Genomic DNA, 16,119 nt, shown 5'->3' on the forward strand with positions numbered 1-16,119 from the left:
AGTCGCGTTGTGGCACCTTTGAGACATGTCGACCGGCTCTGACGATGTCCGTTCTGCGGGGTGGACCGAAAGTGATCGGCGAGCAGTCAAAACGACGCGATTGACCCTGAGTTGACCTCGGGTGGGGAATCCCAGTCAAGGGCATTGGGCCGCTCCCCAGCCTGAGCAGCAAGCAGTGTGATGGCCCGAGCTTAGCCGAAGTGCTAAAAAGAGATCTCCAAAAAAAGACAGGAGGAACCACCCATGGCGTCGATCACCGCAATCGCCAACGATTTCTTCGCCGCTTGCGAGACTGGAAAGGGTTGGGAAGTCTGCAACACTTACTGTGCTCCGAACGCGACCTTCGCCGCTCAGGCCGAACCGCTTGCTGGTATTAAAACTCTTGCAGAATACACTGATTGGATGAAGGGGCTAATGACGATCATGCCGGACGGCAGCTACGAGGTGAAATCCTTTGCCACCGATACCCAACGAAACAACGTCGCTGCCTATGCCGTCTTTTCAGGCACTCATACCGGTCCCGGCGGTCCGTGTGAGCCGACCGGTAAAAAGGTGACTTCGGACTACGTCTACGTGATGCAATTCACCGACGACAAGATCAGCCAAATGACGAAGATATGGCATTCTGGTATGGCACTAAAGGAACTGGGCTGGGCTTGAGCGGCATGCCGCCGACGCTACTCGCGATCGCCGACGAGGTGATCGAATAGCGTCGCTCATGTCAGGCTCTGGTACCTTGAGACATGCCGACGGACTCTGAAGACTAATTTGCAGGCCTACGGGGGTGCCAGCTGACGATGCCCACCGCGCGATAGGCGCGCCTATCAAGCTCTGTAATTCAGCGGCGGCGCTGGCTGCATGCGCGAGCGCGCCACCGTTCAATTCCGGATGTTAAGCCTCAAAGGCTCCAAGAAGGATTGCGCGAGCTATGGCCCAAAGTTGGTGACGGCGTGAATCGGGAAGGCGGCATATCGTGGGGGTGTTCAACGCCTCCACTTCTCCACCAAAGGAGCGATATGCCGTGTCTAAGGATACCGTCGTAAAACTGATTCAGCCAGGAACTTTCAGCGACCAACTCACCGACATTTTGCGCGATGGGGCGCGTGCCCTTCTCGCCCAGGCGGTGGAGGCCGAGGTCGCCGGGTTTCTTTCCAAGCATGCCGATTTGAAGACCGAGGATGGCCACCAACGCGTGGTGCGCCACGGTCATCTGCCCGAGCGCGAGGTGATGACGGGCATCGGCGCGGTCCCGGTGCGCCAGCCCCGCGTGCGCGATCGCGAGGCCGCAGCCGGCGATCCCCGCCGCATCCGCTTCTCGCCATCGATCTTGCCGCCCTATATGCGCCGCTCGAAGTCGATCGAGACGCTGCTACCGATCCTCTACCTGAAGGGCATCTCGACCGGCGATTTCTCGGACGCTCTGGCGGCCTTGCTCGGCAAGGATGCGCCCGGCCTCTCGGCCAGCGCCATCGGCCGCCTGAAGGACGGCTGGCAGGATGATCATGCCCAGTGGCGCAAGCGTGATTTGTCGGGCAAGCGCTACGTGTACGTCTGGGCGGACGGCATCCACCTCGAGGCGCGGCTGGAAGATGAAAAGCAGTGCATCCTGGTGCTGATCGGCGCGACGCCCGAGGGCAAGAAAGAGCTCGTCGGGTTCACCGATGGCGCTCGGGAAAGTGCGCAGGATTGGCGCGATCTGCTGCTGGATCTGAAGCGATGCGGGCTCGATGCCCGGCCCGAGCTGATGATCGCCGACGGCGCGCTCGGCTTCTGGAAAGCGGCCGGCGAGGTCTGGCCGAAAGCACGCGAGCAGCGCTGTTGGGTGCACAAGACGGCGAACGTGCTGGGCAAATTACCCAAGAGTGTGCAACCAAAGGCCAAGCGGGCGCTGCAGGAAATCTGGATGGCCGAGACCAAGGCCAATGCCGAAGTCGCCTTCGACGCCTTCATCGAAAGCTACACGCCGAAATACCAGAAGGCCGTCGATTGTCTGACGAAGGATCGCGACCTGCTGCTCGCCTTCTACGACTTCCCGGCCGAGCATTGGAAGCACCTGCGCACCACCAACCCGATTGAAAGCACTTTCGCGACCGTCCGCCACCGCACGATCCGATCGAAAGGCTGCCTCTCAAACAAGACCGCTCTCGCCATGGTATTCAAGCTGGTCGAAGGGGCGCAACGATCCTGGCGACGGCTCGACGGACATGCACACTTGCCAAAGATCATTCTCGGTGTGAAATTCACCGACGGGATCGAGGTCACCGCCAAGCTGGCCGCCCCTCAGCCCGCAACCGCCGCCGCCTGACTGATCAGGCCGTCACCAAAAATTGGCGATAGCTCGGATTGCGCATAGATTTGCGTCAGCGCCGGTTTTTGCCATGACCTTGCTTCTCCATTCTACGCTTTCTGCGATTTCCTACGCTCGATGGTAGCGCCTCGCACCAGCTGCCTTGGCGGCTAAATTGCTGATATGAAGAAATGCCCAAAGCCGGGGCACATGACCAAAGGGGCGGTGCCGGGGGCTCGGCAGCCAGGTTTGCTTCCTCCCGACACTGGTCTCAGAGGTCATGTTTTCTATCGGATAAATAACAGCAATATTGAAGAAAGCTGCGCTTACCAGCACCAAAAACTCGGCCCCTAGGATCCAAGTCTTGACATGTTGGATTTCCGACATGAACATATGCCCGGCACATGGGCATCTACTCATGGGCAGAACTAACTTGTCTCCCCACTAAGGAGCGCGCGCTATGTCGGAATTGGTGCGTACCTATAATGCGCAAGCCCATGAGATCACCGACGCGATCACGGCGGTGGTCCTTAATGCAGAGGCCGGATTACGTTTGCTGCGCGCTCAATCGCCAGATCTGGAAGTAGTCCGGCAGGCGCTCAATAGTATCGCTAACGACGGTAAGCGAGCAGGCAACATCGTCGTTCGAACTCGAGCGCTCATGAACAAAGTGGCCGCAGCGGATGGCACCGCCGATCCTTGTGCTGATAACCCCGACGAGTGGCCGCTGTGATGTCGCCTATTGGCACTTTTGAGACAAGCTGACAGGCCCCGAGCATGTCTGCTTATCGGGGAAGACCGGAAGTCACCGTCGGATAGTCAAAACGACGCGATTGACCCTGAGACTCGGAGATCGAGGGGGCGATTGAAAGTAGCGCAAATTCGATCCTCATCTCTCGAGCCGGCGGTTTCGCCTGGCGATTTCCGACATCGGCGAGATATCCTTTCTTCCCCCTATCATGGCAGCGCTCCAGAAGATCGCGCCGGATGTCGGGATTGATATTGACCTTGCCCCCAAGTTTTATCCAATCCCGAGTTCGCTCGTGGCGTTTGGGTTGCCCGGTTGGACGGTGGTAGCGACGGGAGCTGGCGCGGAGCCATCGGCATAGCGCAGCGCCAGATCCCGGCGCGGATTGCAGGTGAAGGCGTACTCGGAAGGTGTCTTCCATCCGAGCTGAGAATGGGGGCGTGAGCCGTTGTAGTCGGCGCGCCAGCATCCAAGGGCAACGCGAGCCTGCGCCAGCGAAGAGAACAGCGTTTCGTTTAACAATTCATCCCGTAGCCGGCCGTTAAAGCTCTCGATGAAGGCGTTCTGCATGGGTTTGCCCGGCGCGATGTAATGCCATTCGACGCGGGCTTGGTCCGCCCATGTGAGGATGGCGTTACTGGTAAGCTCGCTGCCATTGTCGCTGACGATCATCTTCGGCTTGCCGCGCTCGATCATCAGCCGATCCAGTTCCCGCGCCACGCGGACCCCGGAGAGCGAGGTGTCGGCCACCAGCGCCAGGCTTTCTCGGGTGCAGTCATCGACGATGGTCAGGATGCGGAAGCGGCGGCAGTCGGTGAGTTGATCCGACACGAAGTCGAGCGACCAGCGTTCGTTGGGCGCCATCGGAACCAGCATCGGCGCCCTGGTTCCGATGGCCCGCTTGCGGCCGCCACGGCGGCGCACCGCCAGCTTCTCCTCACGATAGAGCCGGAACAGCCTCTTGTGGTTGATCACGTAGCCCTCCCGCTTGAGCAGAACATGCAGGCGTCGGTAGCCGAAACGGCGGCGTTCCTGGGCGATCGCCTTCATGCGCTGACGAATGCCGGCATCATCCGCCCGGGTCGTCTGATATCTCATGGTCATGCGGCAGCAGCCGATGGCTTTACACGCCCGCCGTTCGCTCATCCCGTGGGCTTCCACCAGATGAGCGACAGCTTTCCGCTTCCCCGCGGGCGTCACCATTTCTTTCCCAGGAGATCCTTCAGCGCCACATTATCCAGCATGGCGTCAGCCAGAAGCCGCTTCAGCTTCGCGTTCTCGTCCTCCAGCGACCGCAGCCGCTTGGCCTCAGAGACGTCCAGCCCTCCGAATTTGGCCTTCCATTTGTAGATGCTGGCGTCGCTGACGCCATGCTTGCGGCAGAGATCGGCGACCGGGACCCCGGCCTCGTGCTCCTTCAAAATCCCGATGATCTGTTCTTCTGTAAATCGATTGCGCTTCATGCTCTGGTCCTCGTCTTGGGCCAGAGCGAACTTCAAACTGGATTAAGCCCGAGGGGCAAGGTCAATATTGTTGCCGTAGACGTCACCAAACTCGCGGAATGGCTGAGCTCAGGCAAAATTGACGCGGCTCTCTCCAACCGAGGCTATGTCCCGACGGCCTCAGTCGGGGAAGTGATATTCACCGACCACTATGTGTGCGTCGCCAGCAGTCGGCATCCCAGGCTCACGTCAGAATTGACGATGCGGCAGTATCTTGACGAACGGCACGTTCTGGTCGCTCCGGAAAGCGGCCACAGTCTGGTCGAGGAGCGACTGCAAGAGCTCGGTTACACCCGCAGGATCGCGCTTTGCGTGCCGCATTTCAGCGTGCTGGCGGAGGTTATCGCGACCACAGATCTCTTGCGATTGCGAGCGCCGTGCGAACTGGCCCGCTTGTCCGGCCGCGTGATTGAGCGCTGGGTCTCTAGCAAGGAACGTTAGGGCTCTACCATTGGCGGCTGAGGCGCGTTGGGACTAATCTAGTATTGTAGGAGACCGAACGAGGCTTAGATTCGTGTTAGGCGCTTCGCAAGGGAGAGGTCGAACGTCGGAATGGCGGGGTTCGGCGGCGCCCTCGGGCGAACTATCGCATCTATCTTGGGGGCCGCTGGTTTAGACGGAGGGACCGCGCTGCTCGTCTTGGCGACAGCAACGGTGTTTTGGGTACCCATCGTGTGCATCGCCATAGCGCGGCGACGCGATCGGGACATTAGAAACATGGATTTGGGAAACATGGATTTGCCGCGGCCAAATTGGTGAATGCGTCCACCTCTGCCCAGAACGGAACCGATGAGCCAGTCCGAAGAGCTTTCGGCATATATCACCTTCGGCCGAAGCGAGTGGGCAGCGTTGCGCTTCAACACGCCGCTGACGCTCTCTGAAGCGGACCTCTCTGCGCTTCGCGGCCTGAACGAGCCGATCACCCCCGCCGAAGTCGCCGACATATACTTGCCGCTGACGCGGCTGCTGAACCTGCATTTCACCGCGGCGCGCAGCCTTATGCACGTTAAAAGCGCATTCCTGGGTCGCGCACCACGCAGTCCGCCTTATATCATCGCGTTGGCGGGCAGTGTTGCCGTTGGCAAGAGTACGTTTGCCCGCGTGCTTTGCGCGCTTTTAGCGCGGTGGCCAGACCATCGCCGGGTCGAACTCGTCACGACTGACGGGTTCCTGCATGCCAATCGGGTTCTGGAAGAACGAGGGTTGATGCGACGCAAGGGCTTTCCCGAGAGCTACGACCTGCCGCGAATGTTGCGGTTCCTGTCGGCGGTGAAAGCGGCTGAAGTCGACCTCGAACTGCCGGTGTACTCGCATCTTATCGGGGATATCGTACCTTCGGAGCATCAGGTCGTTCGGCATCCGGACATCTTGATGTTTGAGGGCCTGAATGTATTGCATGCGCGCGGCACGGCACCCATGGTCGTCTCGGACTTCTTCGACTTTTCGATCTACCTGGACGCTGACGAGACCGACATCCAGTCGTGGTACGTCGAGCGCTTTCTCGGTCTGCAGCGGACCGCTTTCCAACAGCCTGCCTCATATTTTCACCACTACAGGGATCTGCCGCCAAGCGACGCGCGCGAGGTCGCGGACAGGCTGTGGCGTGAGCATCATCGCGCAAATCTCCGAGAGAACATTCTGCCTACCCGCATGCGCGCCGATGTCGTGCTCCGCAAGCGTTCCGATCACTCGGTTGGTGAGGTCTGGTTGCGAGAGACATAGGCGGCAGAGTCCGCCGCGTTGGCCGAGTGAAAAAGCTGGTCCGAATGTCCGGAGTTGGTCCCAGACCCGACATGCCGGAGAGATGTCAAACTCGACGCGAATGACCCGATGCAGACCTATGCAAGTTCTGCTGACGTGGGCTGCTCGGCGTAAAGCTGCTTCAGTGCAGAAGAGGCCAACGCGCCAAGGCGGGTGCCCGTTAGTCAAGTAGGTCCTATGCCGTTCCGCACATTATGTGGGCGGCGAGTCGAGGTAGACATAAAGAGCCGCGATCTTGCCGTCCCGTGCGATGATGAAATCCACACCGGTGTACTGGGGCGTTTCGCCTTTCGGCCCCGAGCCCCACGCCAGGCGTCCCGAATTGTGCAGAACCTGGGGCGCGCCATGAGGCGTATAAACGAAATGAGGATGCGTCGCTCGGAGATCGCCAGCGAACTTGTCCAGTGCGTCGTGACCGACGAACGTGCCGGGCGGCGCGTATAGCACACAGTCTTCAGTGTAAAGTTCCTGAATTGCGGCCCTTCGGCGAGCCGAATCACCTTCACCGAAAACTTCCGGAAGATTGCGGTTGAGTAGCGTCTGGATGCCACTCACATCTGCGCCCACGGACGGCGGGACGCTGTTCTTGCTGGCATGCTGGTTCATCAGAGGACTCCTTGTCTGCGCCATGATGATGTGGTCGTGGGAGCGACCCGCGAAACGGCGAGAGTGGAAACTCATCGTTTCCGGTTTGTTGGTGTATGAGTCGATGGCTTGCCTCACCTCGACGGCCCGCACGCCAGTCCATCTCACTTTGGTTGAGGATATGTGACGGCTTTCGCGTTGTTGTCCACGAAGTCGGGAGGCACCGAAAATGCCCCGGTTTTCAGATCGTAGACGCAGTGCCAGTCTTCGATCCATGGGGCCGTTTTGTCGTCTTCACCCTGCATGTCGAACGACAGGCTGATCACGACATAGCGGCTGTCGGGCCAATGCTGCCCCATCCAGGGGTAGTTTTCTTCCATCCCCTTGACCAGTGCGACAAATGCGTGATCGAGCCCATACGGGTTCTCGGGGTCCCGATGCATCCCCTTTGAGGTCGGCGTGGTGAAGAAATAATCCCAGGCCAGATCACCAAGGGGTTTTTTGGTCGCTGGTGAGAATTGATACCCGTTCCTGCGATACAGAAACAGCGTCTGAGAGCCGGATCCCAGTTTTTGCATTCGCACTAGCCACTGGCTGTCCGGGCTAAATCGAAATCCAGCCGCATAGGCCGGCAAGTCATCGCCCTTGCCAGGGTTCAACAGGAAAGCATGCCGATGATCCCTGTCGAAGGTCCAGAAGTGGTAGGACAGGTCCCCGTCCTTGTTCTCCCGGGCATATTGCTCGAGCCGCACTTTCTTGTCGGGGGATATGAAGGTGCCCTCGGGGTCCAGCTTGTAGCTGGCTCTTGGCCCATCGGCGCTGGCGGGCGCCACCGTGGCGAAAGCAAGCAATAGTGCAATCCAAATTTCTCGCAATCTCTGGTCAAACATGGCTTCCTTCCTGGTTCACGGTTAGTCACCGATTTGGTGCTGGAGGTTCGACCACATGATGCGACAACACTAAAAGCCTGCGGGCAAAGCTACGCCGACATCAGGCGGTCTTGGCGGCGCGGGCCAGTCTGCTGATGTCCGTTGATCGGGGTGGACTCGACGTGGCCGACCGATCTCCAAAACGATGCGATTGACCCGCTTCGGACATTGTGCCGCGGGGCCACTTCGACCGGCCACCGTTGACATGTACGCGAAAAGGGGCGTCCACTTATCGGGTTTGAACAATCGCCGCAATGGGCCTCCTCGCCCGATAGTCTTCACATCGAGATGCTGTGAGGCCAATGGGAGGTAACCATGAAGAAGTCCAAGTTCTTACTGGTACTGCTGGCCTTTACTGCCGATTTTTTGGTTCAATCCCCCGCACGAGTGTTCGCCGGACCTGCTGAGGATGTGCAGGCCGCGATGCAACTTCTCAAGTCGAAGGCTGCGACGCTGGGTGCACCCATTGTCAACGGGGATGAGGCAGTCGCTGGCAAGATTGTCCCCGCCATACATTTTGGCACGACCAAGATGAATAACAATTTCGTGCTGGTTGACGAGGTCCAGAAGGAAGCGGGTGGGACCGCCACCATCTTTGTTAAGAGCGGCGACGAGTTCGTCCGCGTGGCAACGAACGTTAAGAAGGATGACGGGTCGCGGGCGATAGGCACCATTCTCGACCCAAAGGGTAAAGCCATCGCGGCTATTGCGAAGGGCGAAAGCTATTTCGGAGAGGCCGACATCCTGGGCAAGCCTTACGTCACTGGCTATGAGCCAATCCGCGATGCAAGCAGCAACGTCATCGGCATCTATTATGTCGGTTATTTGAAGAACTAGTCCGACGCTGAAAAGGAATTAGAGGCTGCTCGTGCTCTGGGAATCGCGTTGCGGAATTTGCCGCCATGACCAAACGCGGTTCAAAATCATAGGTCACGCAGATGAATGAGGCTCAGTAGAGCCCGCACCCTCACTCCAACACACCCGGTGGAGTGAAATGACCGCTTCTGGCACCTTTCGGACATTGCCGACCTCAACGACGATGTCCGGTCATCAGGGTAAAGCGGACCTCGACAACGCCAGCGTCGAGGTCCGAAAATGTCCGTGAGCGACCATGCGGCCGACGCGCGACGTGCAGCGTCTTACCACAAGCCCTGTTGTCCCTGACGATAGTACTGGCCGCCGCGCGGGCGCGTAGTGCCAGGTTGGGGGTTCCAATCGCGCTGGAAATTGAAGAAGCCGAAGCCGAGGCCGTTGTCGCCCCCGACGTCGCCGCTCGCAACGAATTCTTCGGACGTAGGCCGGCGCGTCACGAAGCCGCCCTGGGGCTGGTTGTTCAGCACCGCGACGAATTCGGTGCGATAGTTGGTCTCGCGGCTCAACGGCTCGTCCGAGATGACGATCGAGGACCGCGGCAATGCGGTCGGCGCGATGCGATCGAGCACATCCTGCGGGATGGTGATGCGGTCGAGCGCGTCCCTGGCATTGTCCCCGTTGTCGATCGTGACCGCGGTCCAGCGCAGGCCCGTGTCGTTGCGCGCCACCGCCGTGAACACATGCGTGCCGATCGGCTTTTCGGGATTGCGGATCGTGACCGGAACCTCGATGGTCGCATCGAACACCTCGCCGCCGTCCGGCCACTGCTTATGCGTGTTGCGCCGCACGTAAAGCTTCTGCGTCGCGCGGCTGATGAAGATCGACGCCGGCTCAAGCGCGAGCTTCGCCTCGCTTGCCGCCTTGGCGGTGTCGGCCTTCCTCGTCTGGGCTGCCTTGGCCGCTTCCTTTGCTGCGGCGGCTGCGTCGGGCTTCGATTTCGCGTCGGCCCTGGCGGTGTCGAGCTGGGTCCCCAGGTCCGCGGCCTTGGCGGCGGCCTTTTGCTTGAGGTCCTCGGCCCGCGCCCTGGCCTCGTCCGTCCTGGCGGCGGCGAGCGCCTTGCCGGCGTAGGCGAGCTCGGCGTCGGCGCGGGTCTTCTGTCCCTCCAGCTTGCGCAGCGACGCCGTCAGCAAAGCCGTCTCGCGCGCCGCAGACGCTGCGGCTTTCTTCGCCTCGTCGGCCGTCCTGGCAGCCTCGGCCGCCTCGCGGGTGAGCGCCTCGGCCCTGGCCGGTGCGGCCGCGATGGCCTCCGCCTTCGGCACCAACAGCGCCGGATGCGAGAACTCGACCGGCTCGGCGTCACCAGGCGAGATGATCACGCGCATCCCGATCCAAGTCTTTTCGAACAGGTTCTCGGCAAAGCCATAGGGCATCCGCACGCAGCCGTGCGAGGCGGCATATCCGGGCAGCGGCCCGCCGTGCAGTGCGATGCCGTTCCAGGTGATGCGCTGCATGTTCGGCATCCAGGCATCGTCATAGAGGCTCGAGTGGTGGTCTTTGTCCTTCTCGATGAGGGCGAAGACGCCGGCTGGCGTCTCGCGTCCCGTGGTGCCGGTCGACACCGGCGCGCGCAGGATCCAGCCGTCGGCATCGTAGAAAGTGACCTGCTGGCTCTTGATCGACACGATCGCCATAATCGGCTCGCCGGCATCGCGCGGCGCCGTCGCTTCGGTGGCGGCCGCGGGGCGCTTCGCCGCGTCGGCGGGCGACGGCACAGTCAGCGCCGTCAGTGCGGCGATCGCCGCGAGCGTCACAATGGCGAGAGGGCCCCCAAGAGAACCCCAGCGCCGCATCGCCACGGTGGTTCGCGCTGTCGTAAACCGATTTACCATGCCATGCCCCGGTTGAAATGCCTGTCCGCGCTTGCGTCGATCAAGTGTCAGATCGCGACTTTTGGATCAACTAACTGCCACCACCATCCCCGCCGCCAATTCGCTCCTGGGGACTATCGGCACGTTCCAGTGCTATTCTCATATACGACAGCCCGCGCAGGAGAAAGGCCGGCTCGCGGCCGAAATTGGCACGAAGCTGCCAATCCGGAATGTCCGCAATCCGGTCGCTACCGGGGGAAACCCGGACACGGCCCGAAAGTTCGATTCGGTAGCGTTTGACCCTTACCGGAAGTCGGGTCTTTGAAGCCATTTGCTTCAGGCATCCCCGTCAGGCTCTGATCCCATGGCGGGCTGGATAGCACCGGACCATAGTGGTCGAGTTGAACTCTGTAGGCTGCGCTTCCGCAGAAATCACTCGAAAGGCCGTGCGAGTGTTGTTCGCTCGTCACATTTTCCGGGAAGGCGGTGATCAGTACAACGGACGATCAACCGCAAACCTCGACGCGGCGGTATACCCAGCCGAAGCCGTCCCAGTAGCGTTCGCGAACGAACCGGCACACGGGCTCTTCGACGTATACCGGCGCCGGCGCATAGTAGACCGGCGGCGGAGCAGGGCGTGACGCCAGAGCCCCACCGAGCAATGCACCGCCGATAAGTCCGCCTACGACGCCAGCGGCGATTTGACCGTTCTCTGCCGTCGCCGGTCCTGGCGACAAAAAGGTGGCTGCGGCTACTGCCACAACTCCGACAGCTGAAGCGATATTGCGCATAATATGCCCCTTCAAACCGAGAAATCCTCGTTTGTCGACTTCTACCGATCATACATCTCGCGACTAACGTTTTCTTAATTCTGCGGGGCGGCACAAATTTTTTGTACCAAGACCTGTCTACTATGCGATCCTGTTACGTTGGCACCGCCAGATGCGGTTATCCTCCGCAACCCAATGCCGCTCGTGGCCGAATTAGGAACAACACCCCGCGGCGCTCGGCTCGCCGGCTCGCTGGGCCTGAATCGGTCGGCACGGCACCGAGCCGTAGGAACAGAACACACAACAATCGCCCGTTTTAGGCTTTAGCTTGGTGCCGCAGCCGGTGCATTCATAGAAGAACTGGCATGCATCGGTCGGCATGGTCTCCGTTTTCGCAAGGCGCGGCCCGATGACAGGCTCCGGCGTAACTTACCATCCCAGCGCGGCAATGGCCGCGCGCCGCTTTCGCGGATGATGACGTCAACGGGACAGGGCGAGAAAGACTACGCCACGTTCTGATCGAGGATCTTCACCGCGTCATCGAGGCCGACCGAGACCAGTTGCGAGACGCCGCGCTCGGCCATGGTGACGCCGTACAACCGGTTCATCCGCGCCATCGTGATCGGATTGTGGGTGATGATGATGAAGCGCGTATCGGTCGACGAAGTCATCTCGTGCAGCAGATTGCAGAACCGCTCGACGTTGTGGTCGTCCAGCGGCGCGTCGACTTCGTCCAGCACGCAGATCGGCGACGGGTTGGTGAGGAACACCGCGAAAATCAGCGCCAGCGCGGTCAGCGCCTGCTCGCCGCCGGAGAGCAGCGACAGCGTCTGCGGCTTCTTGCCGGGCGGCTTTGCGATGATCTCTAGGCCGGCTTCCAGCGGATCGTCGCTCTCGATCAGATGAAGGGCTGCTTCGCCGCCGCCGAACAGTTCGACGAACAGCCGCTTGAAGTGCTCGTTGACGGTCTCGAACGAGGTCAACAGCCGCTCGCGCGCCTCGCGGTTGAGGCTCTGGATGCCCTGGCGCAAGCGCTTGATGGCTTCCACCAGATCGTCGCGCTCGGTGGTGAGTGCGGTGTGCTGGGCCTCGACCTCGCGCAGCTCTTCCTCGGCGCGCAGGTTGACGGCACCGAGCCGCTCGCGGTCGCGGCGCAGCTTTTCGAGGTTTTCCTCGATCTCGGCGAGCGGCGGCAGTTCCGCGCCCGGCTCGATCTCGGCCAGCGCGGCGACCGTGTGCGGTTCCACCTCCAGCATGTCGTGGATCTCGCGCTCGATATCGGCGAGGCGGCGTTTGGTTCCCTCCATGCGCTCTTCGGCACGGGCGCAGGCTTCGCGCGCGCTGGAGAGCGCTTCAAGGGAGATTTTGGCCGAGCGGTCGGTCTCCGCCATCACGCTTTCGGCGGCGGCCAGCGCGTCGGCGGCGACGCGGCGGGCGCTTTCGGCGGTTTCGATCTCGTTGATCAGGGCGCGGCGCTTTTGCGCAAACAGGGCCGGTGCGTCCTCGAGCTCGGCCCGCTCGGCGGTGACCTCGGTGACGCGGGCTTCGATGGTGGCGACCTGCGAGGCCGCGCTCTGCTTGCGGTTCTGCCATTCGGTGCGCTCGGCGAGGATCGCCTGCACGCGGCGGTCGGCGAGTTCGGCCTCGCGCGCCAGCGCCTGCGCTTCGGCGCGCACTTGTGCAGCGAGGCGGCGATGGCCCTCGATGTCGCTGCGGACGGCGGCCAATCTGGTCTCGGTATCGGCGCTCGGCGGCAGCTCCGCGATTGCTGCGGTGGCGTTCTCATGCGCGGCCTCGGCTTCGCTGCGATCGGCGGCGAGGCGGCTGTGGGCTTCGGTCAGCGCTGATTTGCGCGCGGCGTGGCGATTGATCTCGCGCTCGGTCGCGGCATGACGCTCGCGCGCGGCGTCGGCTTCGCGCTGGGCGGCGCGCCACGCCTCGCGGGCGGCGGACTCGGCGGACGATGCGACCCTCAGTTCGGCTTCGGCGGTTTCCAGTGCCTGACGCTTATTGGTGGCGTCGGTGCGGGCCTGCTCGAGTTCGTGCTCGATGTCGACCAGCCGTGCGCGCTCGGCCAGACGCCGCGCCGCTCCGGTCGGCGCGTGGGCGGCGGTGACAAAGCCGTCCCAGCGCCAGACATCGCCTTCCAGTGACACCAGCCGCTGGCCGGTCTTGAGTTGCGATACCAGTTCGGCGCCGCGATCCTTGGCGACGACACCGATCTGCGCCAGACGGCGCGCCAGTTCGGTCGGCGCCTGGACGTGGTTGGCGAGACATTCGACGCCTTCCGGCAACGACGGATCCTCGCCATGTTCCCCGGCATTGGTCCAGCGCATCGGGGCGGAAGGATCGACCGGCGCGTCGAGATCGTCGCCGAGTGCGGCGCCGATCGCCTTTTCGTAGCCCTTGGCGACGGTGATGCCGTCGATGATCGGCGGCCACAGGTTCTTGGTTTCGCCATTGACGATCTTGGAAATCGTGCGCGCTTCGGTCTCCAGCCGCTGCACGCGCTTGTCGGCCTCGGCGAGGGGGCTGCGCGAAGCTTCCAGCCGCGAGCGCGCGGCGACGTGGCCGGCTTCGCTCTCCTGTGCCATGGCTTCCGACTGCGCCAGATGCTCCTGCGCGGTTTCCATGGCGCCTGCGAGTGCATCGAGGTCGCCGAGATTGCCGGTTTCGTCGCTAAGCTTCTGCTCGTCGGCCTGGACGTTGGCGAGTTCCTGATCGAGCCGCGCCAGCCGGTCGCGATGGGTGCGCACCCCGGCCTCGAGCTGGTTGCGCCTGGCGGTCAAGTCGGCGAGCACGGTCGTCAGTTCGCCGAACATGCGCTCGGCGGCGGCAAGCGTCGCCTCGGCCTCGGACACCCGCTCATCGACGCCGCTGCGCTTTTCGACGCGCGACTTGATCTCTTCCTTCAGCTCGGAATCTTCGGTGTCGAGCCGCTGCAGGGCTACTTCGGCGTCCGACGTCTGCTGCTGTTCGCGGGCGACGTCGGCCGAGAACTGCGTCAGCCGCCGATCGAGCTCGGCGACGCGCTCCTTGGCGCGCTCTTCCTCGCGGTCGAGCAGCTCGCGCGCGTTGGTGAGCCGCTGCAGTCCTGCCGCGGCGCGGGCTTCGCCCTCGCGCAGCGCCGGCAGTTCGGAAGCGCGGATCGCCTGGATGCGGGCCGCCTCGGCCTGTTCGCGGGTGCGCTCGGCCATCTCGCGCACATTGAGGTCGTGGGTGCGGGCGGCTTCCGCGACGTCGGCATTGGCCTCGATCCAGCGCAGGTGGAACAGCGTGGCCTCGGCCTTGCGCACCTTGGCGGCGACTTCGCGGAAGCGGATCGCCTGCCGCGCCTGCTTCTTCAACCCGTCCACCTGGCCCGCGAGTTGACCGATCACGTCCTCGACGCGGGTGAGGTTGGTCTCGGCCGCCTTGAGGCGGAGTTCAGCCTCGTGGCGGCGGGCGTGCAGTCCGGCGACGCCGGCGGCGTCTTCCAGCACCCGGCGGCGCTGTTCGGGCTTGGCCTGAATGATCTCGCCGATCTTGCCCTGGTGAACCAGCGCCGGCGAACGAGCGCCGGTGGCTGCGTCCGCGAACAGAATCTGGACGTCACGGGCGCGCACGTCACGGCCGTTGATGCGATAGACCGAGCCCGCCTCGCGCTCGATCCGGCGCGAGATTTCCAGAATCTCGCGATCGTTCACTGCCGCCGGCGCCGAGCGATCGGCATTGTCGATCGTCATCACCACTTCGGCGTGGTTGCGCGCCGGACGGTTGCCGGAACCGGCGAAGATCACCGCATCCATGTCGGCAGCGCGCAGCGATTTATGTGAGGTCTCGCCCATCGCCCAGCGCAGCGCCTCGACCAGATTCGATTTACCGCAGCCGTTCGGCCCGACCACACCGGTCAAGCCCGGTTCGATCATGAAATCGGTGGGCTCGACGAACGACTTGAAACCGTGAAGGCGAAGGCGCGTGAGTTTCATGAACACAGGTCTCTGTTGGCAGGACGCGAATCTCCCTGCCGTGACAATACCATAGAAGGCAATGTCGGTGTGTGGACGAGTCGCTCGATGCGGCTCTTATGGCTGGGGACAATGGCGAGGCTGGGGCCGAAGGGCAACCAGCGGGAAGGGCTTTTCCCAAGGGTTTTATTGTGGGTTTTGCGGGGCTTAGGGCACCGTAGAAATGCGGCCCCGCGAATCAGGTTTTCAACAGCGATTTTATCCGCTGGTCGAACTCTTCGAAGCTGGTTTCACCGACGATCACCTGACCATTGAGGAAAAAGGTCGGCGTGCCATCGACCTTCAGCACATCCTCGGCGTATTTCTGGACGGCGGCGATCTTGTCCTGCATCGCCTGGTCCTTCAGGCAATCCTCGACCGCCTGAACGCTGAGCCCGGCCTGCCGCCCGATCAGCTTCAGCGTGTCGCCGGTCTTTTCGACCAACTGGTCCTGTTGCCGGAACATGATGTCGACGACGGCGAAGTACTTCACTGCATCGTCCCCGGCGATGTTGCGCGCCAGCATCTCGCACGCCAGGTCCTTGATGTTCAGCGGGAAATTGCGGAACATGTAACGCACCTTGCCGGTGTCGACATATTCCGACTTGATCTTCGGAAACACGTCCTTGCTGAACTTGGCGCAATGCGGGCAGGTCGGCGCCCCATATTCGACGATCGCGACCTTTGCATCGGCGGGACCGAGCGCCATGTCCGGCAGCGATTGCGGCCTGGTGACGTCGTCCGCGCTGGCCGCCATCGCTTCCGCGATCAGGCGCAGTGGCGACAGACCCGCGAGCGCGGCAAGTCCGGTCAGCGACAAAGCGGTGGTGAAGGCGCGGCGGGTGACGAGCAACGGCCTGCTCCTTAAGT

14 protein-coding genes are annotated in these 16,119 nt (G+C 62.1%); 6 read left to right on the top strand and 8 right to left on the bottom strand.

The genetic code is table 11. The features are described from left to right. The first annotated feature begins 243 nt into the window (after positions 1-243). The 3 genes from NL528_RS13000 (at position 244) to NL528_RS13010 (ending at position 3,020) form a co-directional block, all read left to right on the top strand. A complete protein-coding gene (locus tag NL528_RS13000) occupies positions 244-660 on the top strand; it encodes an ester cyclase (RefSeq protein ID WP_309183053.1) in 417 nt (138 codons plus the stop codon). 361 nt (positions 661-1,021) lie between these two features. Then, positions 1,022-2,305 carry an IS256 family transposase gene (locus tag NL528_RS13005; RefSeq protein ID WP_309176722.1) on the top strand — a complete coding sequence of 428 codons (1,284 nt, stop codon included), beginning with the start codon at positions 1,022-1,024 and terminating at the stop codon, positions 2,303-2,305. 442 nt (positions 2,306-2,747) lie between these two features. After that, positions 2,748-3,020 (top strand): hypothetical protein, encoded by a 273-nt coding sequence (locus NL528_RS13010; RefSeq protein WP_309183054.1) that lies wholly within the window; start codon positions 2,748-2,750, stop codon positions 3,018-3,020. Between the two features lie 288 nt (positions 3,021-3,308). On the opposite strand, the gene NL528_RS13015 is transcribed toward NL528_RS13010, so the two are convergent. Further along, positions 3,309-4,498 (bottom strand): IS3 family transposase gene (locus NL528_RS13015; protein ID WP_375143898.1). Its coding sequence is split into 2 segments (ribosomal slippage): positions 3,309-4,249 and positions 4,249-4,498, totalling 1,191 coding nucleotides; the frame shifts between segments, so codons are not numbered across the junction. 15 nt (positions 4,499-4,513) lie between these two features. Between NL528_RS13015 and NL528_RS13020 the strand changes: the two genes are divergently transcribed. Together NL528_RS13020 and coaA are read left to right on the top strand one after the other, a co-directional pair. After that, entirely contained in the window at positions 4,514-4,978 is a 465-nt protein-coding gene (locus NL528_RS13020; RefSeq protein ID WP_309183055.1) for a LysR substrate-binding domain-containing protein, read from the top strand. A gap of 348 nt (positions 4,979-5,326) precedes the next feature. Continuing rightward, a complete protein-coding gene (coaA, locus tag NL528_RS13025; protein WP_309183056.1) occupies positions 5,327-6,259 on the top strand; it encodes a type I pantothenate kinase in 933 nt (310 codons plus the stop codon). A 231-nt stretch (positions 6,260-6,490) separates the two neighbouring features. Here coaA and NL528_RS13030 read toward each other — a convergent pair whose 3' ends face one another. Together NL528_RS13030 and NL528_RS13035 are read right to left on the bottom strand one after the other, a co-directional pair. Continuing rightward, positions 6,491-6,904 (bottom strand): nuclear transport factor 2 family protein, encoded by a 414-nt coding sequence (locus NL528_RS13030; RefSeq protein ID WP_309183057.1) that lies wholly within the window; start codon positions 6,902-6,904, stop codon positions 6,491-6,493. Positions 6,905-7,047: 143 nt separating this feature from the next. Then, the gene (locus tag NL528_RS13035) at positions 7,048-7,773 is read right to left on the bottom strand and encodes a hypothetical protein (RefSeq protein WP_309183058.1); all 726 of its coding nucleotides are present in this window, start codon (positions 7,771-7,773) and stop codon (positions 7,048-7,050) included. Positions 7,774-8,127: 354 nt separating this feature from the next. Here NL528_RS13035 and NL528_RS13040 point away from each other — a divergent pair, with 354 nt between their 5' ends. After that, a complete protein-coding gene (locus NL528_RS13040; protein WP_309183059.1) occupies positions 8,128-8,649 on the top strand; it encodes a Cache 3/Cache 2 fusion domain-containing protein in 522 nt (173 codons plus the stop codon). 302 nt (positions 8,650-8,951) lie between these two features. Here NL528_RS13040 and NL528_RS13045 read toward each other — a convergent pair whose 3' ends face one another. The 5 genes from NL528_RS13045 to NL528_RS13065 all read right to left on the bottom strand — a co-directional run bounded on the left by NL528_RS13045 (position 8,952) and on the right by NL528_RS13065 (position 16,102). After that, positions 8,952-10,514 carry a L,D-transpeptidase gene (locus NL528_RS13045; RefSeq protein WP_309183060.1) on the bottom strand — a complete coding sequence of 521 codons (1,563 nt, stop codon included), beginning with the start codon at positions 10,512-10,514 and terminating at the stop codon, positions 8,952-8,954. A 485-nt stretch (positions 10,515-10,999) separates the two neighbouring features. Further along, positions 11,000-11,284, bottom strand: a complete 285-nt coding sequence (locus NL528_RS13050) for a hypothetical protein (RefSeq protein ID WP_309183061.1) — start codon at positions 11,282-11,284, stop codon at positions 11,000-11,002. Positions 11,285-11,476: 192 nt separating this feature from the next. After that, positions 11,477-11,644 carry a GDCCVxC domain-containing (seleno)protein gene (locus tag NL528_RS13055; protein ID WP_309183062.1) on the bottom strand — a complete coding sequence of 56 codons (168 nt, stop codon included), beginning with the start codon at positions 11,642-11,644 and terminating at the stop codon, positions 11,477-11,479. Positions 11,645-11,766: 122 nt separating this feature from the next. After that, positions 11,767-15,231, bottom strand: a complete 3,465-nt coding sequence (gene smc, locus NL528_RS13060; protein ID WP_309183063.1) for a chromosome segregation protein SMC — start codon at positions 15,229-15,231, stop codon at positions 11,767-11,769. A 217-nt stretch (positions 15,232-15,448) separates the two neighbouring features. Continuing rightward, positions 15,449-16,102 carry a thioredoxin domain-containing protein gene (locus tag NL528_RS13065; protein ID WP_309183064.1) on the bottom strand — a complete coding sequence of 218 codons (654 nt, stop codon included), beginning with the start codon at positions 16,100-16,102 and terminating at the stop codon, positions 15,449-15,451. Positions 16,103-16,119: the final 17 nt, after the last annotated feature.

Source organism: Bradyrhizobium sp. Ash2021, from assembly GCF_031202265.1.
GTDB lineage: Bacteria > Pseudomonadota > Alphaproteobacteria > Rhizobiales > Xanthobacteraceae > Bradyrhizobium.

Coding starts and splice junctions, on each gene's coding strand:
- NL528_RS13000 (WP_309183053.1), top strand. CDS start 244: ATGGCGTCGATCACCGCAATCGCCAACGATTTCTTCGCCGCTTGCGAG.
- NL528_RS13010 (WP_309183054.1), top strand. CDS start 2,748: ATGTCGGAATTGGTGCGTACCTATAATGCGCAAGCCCATGAGATCACC.
- coaA (WP_309183056.1), top strand. CDS start 5,327: ATGAGCCAGTCCGAAGAGCTTTCGGCATATATCACCTTCGGCCGAAGC.
- NL528_RS13030 (WP_309183057.1), bottom strand. CDS start 6,904: ATGAACCAGCATGCCAGCAAGAACAGCGTCCCGCCGTCCGTGGGCGCA.
- NL528_RS13035 (WP_309183058.1), bottom strand. CDS start 7,773: ATGTTTGACCAGAGATTGCGAGAAATTTGGATTGCACTATTGCTTGCT.
- NL528_RS13040 (WP_309183059.1), top strand. CDS start 8,128: ATGAAGAAGTCCAAGTTCTTACTGGTACTGCTGGCCTTTACTGCCGAT.
- NL528_RS13045 (WP_309183060.1), bottom strand. CDS start 10,514: ATGGTAAATCGGTTTACGACAGCGCGAACCACCGTGGCGATGCGGCGC.
- NL528_RS13050 (WP_309183061.1), bottom strand. CDS start 11,284: ATGCGCAATATCGCTTCAGCTGTCGGAGTTGTGGCAGTAGCCGCAGCC.
- NL528_RS13055 (WP_309183062.1), bottom strand. CDS start 11,644: ATGCCGACCGATGCATGCCAGTTCTTCTATGAATGCACCGGCTGCGGC.
- smc (WP_309183063.1), bottom strand. CDS start 15,231: ATGAAACTCACGCGCCTTCGCCTTCACGGTTTCAAGTCGTTCGTCGAG.